Origin of the sequence: Rhodococcus sp. Leaf233 (genome assembly GCF_001426165.1) — a bacterium.
Classification (GTDB): domain Bacteria; phylum Actinomycetota; class Actinomycetes; order Mycobacteriales; family Mycobacteriaceae; genus Rhodococcoides; species Rhodococcoides fascians.
Genome location: NZ_LMRO01000015.1, coordinates 109,653 through 122,443, shown reverse-complemented (window position 1 = coordinate 122,443; position 12,791 = coordinate 109,653). Strand labels below are relative to the sequence as shown.

The window sequence follows — 12,791 nt, the reverse complement described above, 5'->3', positions numbered from 1 at the left end:
TCGGACGATGAACATGTCCACTTCTTCGGCCACGTCGACGTTCGGCACCAACCTGGTTGCCATGTGCACACCGATGAACGCCGATGGGCAGGTGAGCCGCACCGGCACCGACGCCTTGCTGGCCCACTTGCTCGCGACCGGTTGCGACGGCGTCGTTGTCGCCGGCACCACCGGGGAGGCACCGACTCTCACGCCGCGTGAGCAGGCCGATCTGATCACGGCGACGCGCGAATTCTCGGGCCACGCCCTGCGCGTGATCGCGGGTGTCGGCACCAACGACACCTCCGCCGGGATCGAGTCGGCGCGACGTGCCGCCGATGCAGGGGCCGACGCGTTGCTCGTCACCGCCCCCTACTATTCGCGCCCCACGCAGGCCGGCATCGCCGATCACATCGTTGCCATCGCCGACGCCGGAGCGCTCCCGGTCATGGTGTACGACGTGCCGGCTCGGACCGGTGTGCCGATCGACGCGTCGACCCTGGTCGACCTCTCGCGGCATACCTCGATCACGGCGGTCAAGGACGCGAAAGGCGACCTGTACGAGGCGATGAACGTCATGGCTGAAACCGACCTGGCCTATTACTGCGGTATCGACGAATTGACCCTGCCCTATCTGTGCTGCGGTGCAACGGGTTCGGTGAGTGTGGTCGGCAATGTCGTCGCCGACCGCTACGCCGACCTCTTCGACGCGGTCCGTGCCGGAGATCTGACTCGCGCGAACGCGGTACAGCGATCGCTGCTACCTCTCGTCGAGGCCGTCATGCGCACCACCCAGGGAGCGATCATGGCCAAGGCGGCCTTGGTCGCCATCGGTGTGCTGGTCGACGCCACGGTGCGGCGACCGTTGCTCGAATCGTCCGCCGCAGATCTGCAGCGTCTGACCCACGCGTTGGCGGTGACAGGAATCGAGAAGCATGCGCGTTCCGATACGACTACCGTGATCGCACACATACCTCGGTGCAATCGACCTTCTCGGTTTCGGTTGCCGTGACGATCAGGAGACACCGCGAGCATGGCGACGACCAAGGTCACGCAGAAATCGGCAGCGCACGCCGCCGACAGTCACGATCTGATTCGAGTACAGGGCGCGCGGCAGAACAATCTCGCCGACATCAGCGTCGAACTTCCCAAGCGACGCCTCACGGTGTTCACCGGTGTCTCCGGGTCCGGAAAGAGCTCCCTCGTCTTCAGCACCATCGCGGCCGAATCCCAGCGCATGATCAACGAGACCTACAGCGCCTTCGTTCAGGGCTTCATGCCGACTCTCGCGCGGCCCGACGTCGATGTGATGGACGGGCTCACGACGGCCATCATCGTCGATCAACAGCGAATGGGTGCCAATCCCCACTCCACCGTCGGAACCGCCACCGACGCCTATGCCATGCTTCGCATTCTATTCAGCAGAGTGGGGAAGCCTTATATCGGCTCTGCACAGGCTTTTTCGTTCAACGTGGCATCGGTCTCCGGTGCAGGTGCTTACAAGGTGGACAAGGGAGGTCGTCAGACCACCGAAAAGAAGTCCTTCTCCGTCACCGGTGGAATGTGCCCGCGCTGCGAGGGACGCGGCTCGATCAGCGACTTCGACTTGAATGCCCTGTACGACGCGAGCAAGTCCCTCAACGAGAGCGCCATCACGATTCCCGGCTACAGCATGGAAGGCTGGTACGGCAGAATCTTTCGCGGCTGCGGTTACTTCGACCCCGACAAACCCATCGCGAAATACACGAAGAAAGAGCTCGACGATCTGCTGTATCGAGAGCCCACGAAGATCAAGGTCGAGGGCATCAATCTGACCTATTCGGGCCTGATCCCTCAGATCCAGAAGTCGTTCCTCTCTAAGGACGTCGACGCGATGCAGCCGCATATCCGGGCGTTCGTGGAGCGTGCGATCACGTTCACCACGTGTCCCGAATGCGACGGAACGCGGCTCAACGAGGGTGCACGATCGTCGAAGATCAAGGGCATCAACATCGCCGACGCCTGCTCGATGCAGATCAGCGATCTGGCCACGTGGGTCGCAGGCCTGAAGGAACCGTCGGTCGCACCGCTGCTGACGACGCTGAGCGAGACCCTGGACTCGTTCGTGGAGATCGGCCTCGGCTACCTGAGCCTGAATCGGCCGTCGGGCACACTGTCGGGCGGAGAAGCGCAGCGCACGAAGATGATTCGACATCTCGGCTCGTCGTTGACCGACGTCACCTACGTGTTCGACGAGCCGACGACGGGTCTTCACCCCCACGACATCGAACGGATGAACAACCTTCTTCTGCAGTTGCGGGACAAGGGAAACACCGTTCTCGTCGTGGAGCACAAGCCGGAAACGATCGCCATCGCCGACCATGTCGTCGACCTGGGGCCCGGTGCCGGCAGTGCGGGTGGGCACGTCTGCTTCGAGGGCACCGTCGACCAACTGAGGCAGAGCGATACGGTCACCGGCCGCCATTTCGACGACCGCGCGAGTCTCAAGGATTCGGTTCGCGAGTTCTCGGAGGTGCTCGAGATTCGAGGGGCGGATTCGCACAATCTGCGAGACGTGGACGTCGACGTTCCACTCGGCGTGCTGGTCGTTGTCACCGGAGTGGCGGGCTCCGGTAAGAGCTCGCTGATTCACGGGTCGCTTTCGGGCACCGACGATGTGGTCTCGGTCGATCAAGGTGCCATCCGCGGATCGAGGCGAAGCAACCCCGCGACCTACACGGGTCTGCTCGAACCCATCCGCAAAGCCTTCGCGAAGGAGAATGCGGTCAAACCCGCTCTGTTCAGCTCCAATTCGGAGGGTGCCTGCCCGACGTGCAATGGGGCGGGAGTCATCTACAGCGACCTCGCCATGATGGCCGGCGTTGCTACGACGTGTGAGGTGTGCGAGGGCAAACGGTTTCAAGCTTCGGTACTCGAGTACCATTTCGGCGGCCGAAACATCGACGAGGTGCTGTCCATGTCGGTGGCCGAGGCCGAGGATTTCTTCTCCGACGGACCGGCGAAACTGCCTGCAGCACAAAAGATTCTGCAACGGCTGAATGACGTCGGACTCGGCTACCTGAAGATCGGCCAGCCGCTGACGACTCTCTCGGGCGGCGAACGGCAACGACTCAAGCTCGCGACACACATGGCCGAGAAGGGTGGGGTGTACGTACTCGACGAGCCGACCACCGGGCTACACCTCGCCGATGTGGACAAACTGCTCGGGTTGCTCGACCGCCTGGTCGATTCGGGTAAGTCGGTGATCGTCATCGAGCACCATCAGGCCGTCATGGCCCACGCCGACTGGATCATCGACCTCGGCCCAGGAGCCGGGCACGACGGCGGCCTCGTGGTGTTCGAGGGCACCCCCGCAGATCTGGTGGCGGACGGATCCACCCTGACCGCGAAGCACCTGGCCGCGTACGTCGGATAGCTGACCAGAACCGAACACTCGATGGAGACGACGTGACGACCCTGCCCGACCGCCCTGCAACTGCGCTGTTGATCGTCGACGTCCAGAACGACGTCATGGCCGCCGCCCACGATCGCACTCGCGTCGTCGACAACATGGTGCGACTGGTCTCACGAGCGCGAAAGACCGACACACCGGTGATCTGGGTTCAGCATTCCTCGGACCACGAGCTCGTGTCCGGCAGCCCAGGCTGGCAACTTGTGGAGGAACTTCCGGTCGAAGCCGGAGACGCCTTGGTGCACAAGAAGCATGGAGACGCCTTCGAGGGCACGTCCTTGGAGGAGGTGCTCGCCGATGCCGAAGTAGGGCACGTGGTGGTTGCCGGCGCGCAAACGGACTTCTGTGTGCGATCGACTCTGCACGGAGCTCTGATTCGTGGGTACGACGTGACCTTGGTCAGCGACGCCCACACGACGGAGAACCTGCCGGACCCCGCCCTGCCTACAGCGCAGCAGGTCATCGCGCACACGAACATGTACTGGGACAACCAGACCGCACCCGGTCGAACCGCATCGGCCGTCGCCACCGAGGACGTCGCGTTCGCCGGCCGCTAGCCTGACGCTCCTATTGTTGCTCTGTTCGACTCGTGCTGACGGCAACCCGGTCACGCACGCACACCATCTCGTTCCGGGACGAACGTAGACTGCCGCCCATGGCACTCGATCACGGCGATCCCGGCGACGCCCCGTCCGTTCCCCCTCCCCTGTCTCCGGTGGTCGCGGACCGTCGTCCGTCGGCGGCCGAGGAGGCGCGCACGATCGCTGCGTCCACCAATATCGCGACGCTGGCCAGCCTGACCGCCGACGGCGATCCATGGGCGTCGTTCGTGACATACGGCTTGCTCGACGGAGCACCCGTGCTGTGCGTGTCGCGGATGGCGGAGCATGGTCGAAATCTCGACGGTGATCCACGAGCGAGTCTGTCGATCGTTGCACCCCAGTCACAGACGGACCCGCTGGCCTCGGGCCGCATCACGCTGGCCGGGGTGGTCGAGCGACCGGCAGGAGCCGAGCTCACTGCCGCACGACAAGCGCATCTCGACGCGGTGCCGGCCGCCAAGTACTACGTGGATTACAGCGACTTCACGCTTTGGGTCATGCGAGTGCATCGGGTGCGATGGGTCGGCGGGTACGGCCGAATGGATTCGGCGACGGCCGACGCGTACTCCGAGGCGTCCCCGGATCCCGTGTCTCCGTCCTCGGCCTACGCCGTCGAGCACCTCAACGCGGACCATGCGACGTCACTGTTGGCGATGGCCCGTCAGCTGGGGGGCTACCCGGACGCGACCTCGGCGACGTGTACAGCCGCAGATCGATACGGCCTCGATCTGAACGTCCACACACCGCGCGGTGTGGCCTACACCAGAGTCGGTTACTCCGAGCCCATCGATTCCGCGGACGAGCTGCGCGCTGCAACGGTGGAACTGGCCAGAAGGTCGGCGACCGCCCCGTAGTCCTCGTGACAGTGAAAGCTGCACCTCGACCGATAGCTGGGCCCTTGGCGAGACGCTCCGCCCCGGGGCGACTACCGTTGTGGCTACATCGCAACGTCTAGGGAGCAGGTAATGAGCATCCAACCGGTCGAATCGAAGCGTCACCGTGTCGTCGTCATCGGTTCCGGGTTCGGAGGTCTGTTCGGCGTCAAGGCGCTCAAGAAGGCCGACGTCGATATCACCCTCGTCGCAAAGACGACCCACCACCTATTCCAGCCGCTGCTCTACCAGGTGGCCACAGGCATTCTGTCCGTCGGTGAGATCGCTCCCACCACCCGCGTCATTCTGCGCAAGCAGAAGAACGCCGAAGTGTTGCTGGGCGACGTGCTGAACATCGATCTCGAAGCCAAGACGGTCACGTCCAAGTTGCTCGAGCGCGTCACCGTCACCCCGTTCGACAGCCTGATCGTGGCCGCCGGTGCCCAGCAGTCGTACTTCGGTAACGACCATTTCGCCGAGTTCGCGCCCGGCATGAAGACAATCGACGATGCACTCGAACTGCGCGGACGCATCCTCGGAGCCTTCGAGCAGGCGGAACTCTCCGACGACCAAGAGGAGAAGGACCGCCTGATGACGTTCGTCGTCGTCGGAGCAGGTCCGACGGGTGTCGAACTCGCAGGGCAGATCGCAGAACTCGCCGACCGCACCCTCGACGGAGCGTTCCGCAACATCGATCCCCGCGACGCGCGCGTCATCCTGCTGGACGCCGCACCGGCCGTCCTTCCCCCGATGGGCGAGAAACTCGGCCGCAAGGCAGCCGAACGGCTCGAGAAGCTCGGTGTCGAGATCCAGCTCAACGCGATGGTCACCGACGTCGACAACGACGGCCTGACCGTCAAGGAAAAAGACGGAACGACGCGTCGTATCGAGGCTCAGTGCAAGGTCTGGTCCGCGGGCGTGCAGGGCAGCCCGCTCGGCAAGCAGCTGGCCGACCAGTCGGGTTCGGAGACGGACCGCGCCGGCCGAGTTCTGGTGGAACCGGATCTGACTGTCAAGGGTCATCCGAACGTCTTCGTCATCGGCGACTTGATGTCGGTCAAGGACGTTCCCGGCATGGCACAGGGTGCGATCCAGGGTGCCACCTACGCCGCCAAGCTGATCAAGGCATCGGTCAAGGGGCAGGACGACCCCACCCAGCGAGCACCCTTCAAGTACTTCGACAAGGGCTCCATGGCCACGGTGTCGCGTTTCAATGCGGTGGCGAAGGTCGGCAAGCTGGAGTTCGGTGGCTTCATCGCATGGCTCATGTGGCTCGCCCTCCACCTGTACTACCTGGTGGGGTACCGCAGCCGTATCACCACGGTCATTTCCTGGTTCGTCACGTTCCTCGGTAGAGGCCGTGCTCAGATGGCATCGACGGAGCAGCAGGTGTTCGCGCGGCTTGCCATCGAACAACTGAACTCTCTCGAGAAAGCGGGCGACGTGAACAAGCGGACGGCCGAGGTCGAAGAGGAACGCGAAAAAGCAGCGCGTTGATTCACGCAGCACCCGCAAGGTAAGCGAAGCAGAAAGGGCTCCGTCCGACGCACATCGTCGGACGGAGCCCTTTCTTTCTGCCCTGCCCGATCTATCGGGTCGGCTGAAGGCGATGACCGACGGAGGTACTCAGCGAGCCACCCCCAGCCAAGGCCAAGCGCACGGTGCCGCCCGCCAGATCGACCTCGGAATCCCGGCTGTCCGGATAGCGAAGCGTGCTGGACATCGACATCGGTGCCGACAACCCGTCGTGCGCCACCGTCCCCTCCCCCAGTTCCACCCGGTGGCGCAACAGCGGCGTACCTCCCACATCGCAGTGCATCGAACTCGCCCACTGTCCCGCCACCTCGTCGAGCCTGCCGATCTGTACGCGCTCACGCAGCCACAGATCGGAGTCTTGTTCCAATTCGATGACATTGAGCACCGTGTGAGAGGCATCGGACACGACAACCATCGGCTCGGGGTCGAAGACGAGTGACGCCCCCGCCCCCAGCTCGACGTGCCAGTGCGCCGACGAATGACGTTGTGCTGCACCGGGCATCGCCAAGGACGCCGCCACACTGCGCACATCCAGACGAGCGCCGGCAGCCACCGAGATCCTGACGCTGATGGTGTCTCCGCCGAGAGGCGTGGCCGCGGTGCCGATCAAGTGGACGGTGTCGGGCCCCGTCTGCCTACCTGCGAGTCCGCCGACCGATGTGATGCGGGGACTGCGTCGACGACTCGCGTCGATGCGGAGCTCGGTGTGCATCGTTCAGTGCGCGTGGTCGTGTGCGTCGGCGTCGGCGATGACCTTCAATTGCTCACGCACCCAGCCGAGCACCGTCGTTGCTGCGGGATCGTCCGTGAGAGAGATCAGGGCCGTGGGACGACCCTCGCGCACCTGCGCGGCGTCGCGCTCCATGACACCCAGATCCGCACCGACGTACGGCGCGAGATCGGTCTTGTTGACGACGAGCAGGTCGGAGAACGTCACGCCGGGACCACCCTTACGAGGCACCTTGTCTCCTCCCGCGACGTCGACGACAAAAATCTGGACGTCGATCAAACCGGACGAAAACGTGGCGGTGAGATTGTCGCCGCCGGACTCCACCAGAATCAGGTCGAGAGGGGGGTTGTTCTCGATCAGGTCGTCGATCGCGTCGAGATTGGCGGTGATGTCGTCGCGTATCGCGGTATGCGGACAGCCGCCTGTCTGCACGGCCGTGATGCGCTCGTCCGGCAACACTGCGTGCCGCCGCAAGAAGTCGGCATCCTCGGTGGTGTAGATGTCGTTGGTGAGCACGGCCAGAGACAGCTCGTCGCGGAGCTGGCGGCACAAGGCGGCCACCAAGGCGGTCTTGCCCGACCCGACGGGTCCGCCGATTCCCACACGCAAAGCATCGCCTGCGACCCGTGTGCGCTTGGGTCGGTCCAACCCGTGGTCGTGGGGCTCACCGTCGATCAGGTGCGGGGGCATGACATCTCCTTCGGTCGAGAAAACGGTACTGCGGTCGAGAACCGTGTCAGCGGTCGTGAATTCAGGATACGAACAATGGGCGATCGCGGACGGCGTGGGCTTCCGCGAACATGTCCAGCAGCGGATCGGACAGCTCCATCAGAACCGGAAGCGATGCGCACGCGGCGTCGGCCACTTCATCGCAGAAGTCCCCCAACCGAATGGTGCACGAGGCAACCTCGGCGGGGTCGAGCGCAAGCAGACGTTGCGCCGCGATCGCCGAGCCGGTCATGGTGATGTACACCTGCACAGCCGCGGTGTCGGCGACGGACAGCTCGGCTGCGAGTCCCACGTGCCCGGCCGCGACGGCCAGATGCGGCCGCCGGCCGATGGACTGCCAATCATGATGCGGCCATGCTGATTTGGCCAACCTGAGCAGCCCCCGACCCTGAGCTCGCGACGCAGCTCGCACTGCCGGCGACGGCGTCCGGGCATCGCACTCGGCGTCGGCCGCATCCGTATCCAACGAGCCGAGAACAACCGCACCCGCGATGGATGCCGCCGTGGCTCCCGACGTCCGAATTCGTCGACGCAGAAATGCTTCGAGGGTATCGATGTCGCGCACGAAACCTGATGCGATCGCTTCTTCGACTCCCCCGGAATGGACGTGCCCACCGGTGGGAAGTCGCGAATCTGCAAGCGAGAGAAGGGTTGTGACCTGTCGACGTGCAGCGTACGACGACGCAGTCGACGAGAGGGATCCTAGGGCCATCAGAAGAGGAAATACCGTTGCGCCATCGGCAATTCGGACGCCGGTTGTTCCTTCCATACCTCGCCGTCGATACGCACGGTGAAGGTGTCCGGATCGACTTCGATCTCCGGAAGCGAATCGTTGAGCGGCATATCGGCTTTCCTGATCCCGCGCACGTTCGCAACCGGAACGAGACGGCGATCGCACGCGAGGCGATCGGCCAGACCGTCCTCGATCGCTTGTGGCGCAACGAAATGCAGCGACGTCGCAGCGGCTGCCTTGGGTGACGCTCCGAACATCGGCCGCGGCAGCTCGGGTTGCGGCGTAGGAATGGATGCATTGGCGTCGCCCATCGCGGCCCACGCGATCATGCCGCCCTTGATGACCATGTGCGGACGCACACCGAAGAAGGCCGGATCCCACAACACCAGATCGGCGAGCTTGCCCGTTTCGATCGACCCGATCTCCGCATCGAGACCGTGGGCCACGGCCGGACAGATCGTGTACTTCGCGACGTATCGCCTGACCCGATTGTTGTCGGCACCGTTGTCCCCGGGCAGGTATCCGCGCCGCGCCTTCATGACGTGAGCTGTCTGCCAGGTTCGCAGCACCACCTCACCGATACGTCCCATGGCCTGGGCGTCGCTGCCGATCATCGAGATCGCTCCCATGTCGTGCAGCAAGTCCTCGGCCGCGATGGTCGACGGCCGAATGCGGCTCTCGGCGAACGCCAGATCCTCCGGAATGCTCGGACTGAGGTGATGGCACACCATCAACATGTCGAGATGCTCGTCCAACGTGTTCACGGTGTGCGGACGCGTCGGATTGGTCGAGCTGGGCAGCACGTGTGCTTGCGCGGCAACGGTGATGATGTCGGGAGCGTGTCCGCCGCCTGCACCTTCGGTGTGATAAGCGTGTATTCCACGGCCGTTGATCGCAGCGAGGGTGGTCTCGACGAATCCGGCCTCGTTGAGGGTGTCGGAGTGAAGAGCCGCTTGAACTCCCGCCTCGTCGCACACTCGCAGGCACGCGTCGATCGCGGCGGGAGTCGACCCCCAATCCTCGTGCAACTTGAATCCCGAAGCGCCGCCGCGCAACTGCTCCCACATCGAATCGGGATTGACCGTGTTGCCTTTGCCGAGCAGCACGATGTTCATCGGCCAGTCGTCGAGAGATTCGAGCATCCTGGACAGATGCCAGGCACCCGGGGTGACGGTGGTTGCCTTGCTCCCTTCGGCGGGCCCGGTACCACCCGCGATCACCGTGGTGATGCCGCCGCCCAGGGCTTCTTCCTTGATCTGCGGGCAGATGAGGTGCACATGGCAATCGATGCCGCCGGCCGTGACGATCTTTCCGTTGCCCGCGATGATCTCGGTCGATGGTCCGATCACGAGATCCGGATGAACGCCGGTCATGGTGTCGGGATTGCCGGCCTTTCCGAGCGCAACGATCCGACCGTCGCGAATACCGAGGTCTGCCTTGATGATTCCCCAGTAATCGACGACGACCACTCCGGTGATGACGGTATCCGGGGCACCGTCTGCCCGGGTGGCACGTGACTGGCCCATCGACTCACGGATCACTTTGCCGCCGCCGAACACCGCTTCCTCGCCGGCCTTGCCCGGACCACCACTTCTGTCCTCGGTGATCTCGATCAGAAGGTCGGTGTCGGCCAACCGAATCCGATCACCCGTCGTGGGGCCGAACAACTGGGCGTATCGACTGCGACTCATACGCGCCATCAGCTGTCCAACTTTCCTGGAGGTGTCATGCTCAAGCCGTATACCTCGCGGGTCCCACCGAGGGGCACGAGTTGCACCGTCTGCTCGATGCCCGGCTCGAAGCGCACGGCAGTGCCGGCCGGAATATCGAGCCGACACCCGTAGGCGCGATCGCGATCGAACTGCAGGGCGGCGTTCGCTTGAGGAAGATGCACGTGACTTCCCACCTGCACCGGTCGATCGCCGCCGTTCACCACCGTCAAGGTGATCGATTCGGCGCCATCGTTGATCTCGATATCTCCTGCGACGGTGAAGATCTCACCCGGAACCAGATGGCCGTCTCCGCGCTCGGGCGAGATCGGCTCGTGCACAGTGATCAGCTTCGTTCCGTCGGGAAACGTCGCTTCCACCATCACCTCGGGAAGCAGTTCGGGCACACCACTCAGTACGTCGTCGGCCGTGAGCACTTCCCGGCCCGACGCCATCAGCTCGGCCACGGACTTTCCGTCACGAGCACCCTCGAGGAGGTGATCGGTGATGACCGCGATCGCCTCGGGGTGATTGAGTTTCAGGCCGCGAGCACGGCGCCGCCGCGCGAGTTCGGCGGCGTAGCTGACGAGCAGTCGATCCTGCTCGTGCGGAGACAACCGCATGTAGGTTCTCCGTCCGATCGGTGATGATGCTCGGCAATTCTGACACGCAGTCAGCCCAAGGGCACGGTGACCGACCGATCGAGCAGACCCCGCAGGACATTTCGGTCGACAGAAGGGGCCACGTCCTGCAGTTCGGTGACCCCGAACGCGCCCGCGTCCAGGCCGCGTACCAATACGCCCGCGAGAGCCTGCGCCGTCGCCGGCTCGTCCATCACATCTCCGCCGCGACGATCGAGGTAGTTGCCCAGCCGAGCTGCGGCGACGGGCATCGCGTGACGAAAGAACTCGAACGTGGCCAACCACCGCGTCACCAGATGACCGGGGTGCATGTCCCACCCCTGGTAGAAGCCCCGCTCGAGGGATCTGGTCACCAGATCGAAGTGGCGCCGCGCCGACGCTGCCACTTGTTCGGAGCTACCGGTCGGAACCACCTGGGTGGACCCGTCGCACACCCACACGCCTGTCTGCGCTGCCGCAACCAACATGACGTTCTTGGCATGGTCTGCCACCGGATGAGCCAGAGATTGCTGCGCCGACGTGATTCCACACGCCGCGCTGTAGTCGTAGGTGCCGTAGTGGAGCGACGTGCAGCGACCATCCGCGCGGGCTATCGCACGCGCCAACGTCGTCGTACCGTCGGCACCGATCACGGCCTGTGGGCTTTCGATCTGCAACTCGAAACGGAGTGCCCGATCGGGAAGACCGTGAGCCCGCTCGAGTTCTTCGCACAACGCGACCACGGCCGAAACCTGCTCGACCGCGCGGAGTTTGGGCACTGTGAACACGAACCCGTCGGGCACTCCCCCGGCCCCGTCCAGGACGAGTTCCAGGGTTCGAATGCCACGCCGACGCTCATGAGCGGCAAGGCCTTTCGCACGGATGCCCAGCCACGACGGGCCCGCCGTGTCGCGTGCCAGCGCAGCCAACGCTGCACCTGCTGCCGCGGCGTGACGATCCTCGACGGCGTCGGAGCGCCACCCGTAGCCGTCCTCGAAATCGAACCTGAGGTCCTGGATCGGTGCTGCGTTCAGCCGGTCCCGTACCACCGGTAGAGCATCGGTGGTGCCGAGGCCGGCGAAGACCTCGGGATGCGCATCGAGCAGGCCGAGGGCTGCGGTTCCCCATGCGGCCGGGATGTTCTCGGACGCCTCGGAGGCCGGGACGTAGACAGTGTGGGAGGGCTGCCCGCCTATTCGGTCTCCCGGATAGTGCTGCGCCAGATCGGCATCGATGGGCTCGAAGAGTGCTTCGATGCGGGCGAACGCGTCGTCGTTCAGCGCACCGCCGGCGGAAGGGGGAACGACATCGTCGTGTCCGGTCATGGGCTTCACTGTCCCAGACGTGCTGTGTTTTCGATATTCGCCAGCCGCACTTTGCCCTGTGCCACCAGGCGGCCGCCCTCGTCGGAGATGTCGACCTGCCAGAGTTGTTGGGTGCGGCCTCGATGGATCGGATGTCCGTGCGCGGCAAGAGAGCCCGAGCGCGTTGCTCGCAGGAAGTCCGTGCTGTTGTTCACCCCGACGACATGACCGCGCGAACCGAACCAGGCCGATCCACCGATGCTGGCAACCGATTCCACCACGGCGCACAGAACACCACCGTGCATGATCCCGGCCGGCTGGTGCAGTTGCGGGGTGACATCCCACTCTGCGCGAACGACGTCGCCGGTCACTTCTCGGTAGGTCAGTCCGACCACGCCGTCGAATCCGCGTCCGCAGAGTTCGGTCAACTGTTCCGGGGTGAGGGTCTCGAAGGGGCTCGCTTCGGTGGTGCCGTTCGAATCGGTCATTGCTCCGCTTCCGGTCGCGTACTGAGAATGTTCGCCGA

The 12,791-nt window shown here is 64.3% G+C and carries 12 protein-coding genes; 5 read left to right on the top strand and 7 right to left on the bottom strand.

Annotated elements, in window-relative coordinates; genetic code table 11:
• The first annotated feature begins 7 nt into the window (after positions 1 to 7).
• The 5 genes from dapA (at position 8) to ASH04_RS25835 (ending at position 6,401) form a co-directional block, all read left to right on the top strand.
• The gene (dapA, locus tag ASH04_RS25855; RefSeq protein WP_156394669.1) at positions 8 to 991 is read left to right on the top strand and encodes a 4-hydroxy-tetrahydrodipicolinate synthase; all 984 of its coding nucleotides are present in this window, start codon (positions 8 to 10) and stop codon (positions 989 to 991) included.
• A 21-nt stretch (positions 992 to 1,012) separates the two neighbouring features.
• Positions 1,013 to 3,394, top strand: a complete 2,382-nt coding sequence (locus ASH04_RS25850; RefSeq protein ID WP_057474960.1) for an ATP-binding cassette domain-containing protein — start codon at positions 1,013 to 1,015, stop codon at positions 3,392 to 3,394.
• Positions 3,395 to 3,426: 32 nt separating this feature from the next.
• Entirely contained in the window at positions 3,427 to 3,987 is a 561-nt protein-coding gene (locus ASH04_RS25845; RefSeq protein ID WP_057474959.1) for an isochorismatase family protein, read from the top strand.
• A 98-nt stretch (positions 3,988 to 4,085) separates the two neighbouring features.
• Positions 4,086 to 4,886 (top strand): HugZ family pyridoxamine 5'-phosphate oxidase, encoded by an 801-nt coding sequence (locus ASH04_RS25840; protein ID WP_032366230.1) that lies wholly within the window; start codon positions 4,086 to 4,088, stop codon positions 4,884 to 4,886.
• Positions 4,887 to 4,997: 111 nt separating this feature from the next.
• Entirely contained in the window at positions 4,998 to 6,401 is a 1,404-nt protein-coding gene (locus tag ASH04_RS25835; RefSeq protein ID WP_057474958.1) for an NAD(P)/FAD-dependent oxidoreductase, read from the top strand.
• Between the two features lie 91 nt (positions 6,402 to 6,492).
• On the opposite strand, the gene ASH04_RS25830 is transcribed toward ASH04_RS25835, so the two are convergent.
• The 7 genes from ASH04_RS25830 to ASH04_RS25800 form a co-directional block, all read right to left on the bottom strand.
• A complete protein-coding gene (locus ASH04_RS25830; protein WP_032366181.1) occupies positions 6,493 to 7,152 on the bottom strand; it encodes an urease accessory protein UreD in 660 nt (219 codons plus the stop codon).
• Between the two features lie 3 nt (positions 7,153 to 7,155).
• Positions 7,156 to 7,860: an urease accessory protein UreG gene (ureG, locus tag ASH04_RS25825; protein WP_032370566.1), complete on the bottom strand. Its 705-nt coding sequence runs from the start codon at positions 7,858 to 7,860 to the stop codon at positions 7,156 to 7,158.
• Positions 7,861 to 7,921: 61 nt separating this feature from the next.
• The gene (locus ASH04_RS25820) at positions 7,922 to 8,611 is read right to left on the bottom strand and encodes an urease accessory protein UreF (RefSeq protein WP_052073775.1); all 690 of its coding nucleotides are present in this window, start codon (positions 8,609 to 8,611) and stop codon (positions 7,922 to 7,924) included.
• Complete coding sequence (locus tag ASH04_RS25815; protein ID WP_027497140.1) at positions 8,611 to 10,332, bottom strand: urease subunit alpha; 1,722 nt, start codon at positions 10,330 to 10,332, stop codon at positions 8,611 to 8,613. Before ASH04_RS25815 ends, ASH04_RS25820 begins: the two co-directional genes overlap by 1 nt.
• The gene (locus ASH04_RS25810) at positions 10,332 to 10,964 is read right to left on the bottom strand and encodes an urease subunit gamma (protein ID WP_048320343.1); all 633 of its coding nucleotides are present in this window, start codon (positions 10,962 to 10,964) and stop codon (positions 10,332 to 10,334) included. Before ASH04_RS25810 ends, ASH04_RS25815 begins: the two co-directional genes overlap by 1 nt.
• Before the next feature lie 50 nt (positions 10,965 to 11,014).
• The gene (locus ASH04_RS25805; RefSeq protein ID WP_051365386.1) at positions 11,015 to 12,286 is read right to left on the bottom strand and encodes a DUF6986 family protein; all 1,272 of its coding nucleotides are present in this window, start codon (positions 12,284 to 12,286) and stop codon (positions 11,015 to 11,017) included.
• Positions 12,287 to 12,291: 5 nt separating this feature from the next.
• Complete coding sequence (locus ASH04_RS25800; RefSeq protein ID WP_027497142.1) at positions 12,292 to 12,753, bottom strand: PaaI family thioesterase; 462 nt, start codon at positions 12,751 to 12,753, stop codon at positions 12,292 to 12,294.
• Between the last annotated feature and the right edge of the window lie 38 nt (positions 12,754 to 12,791).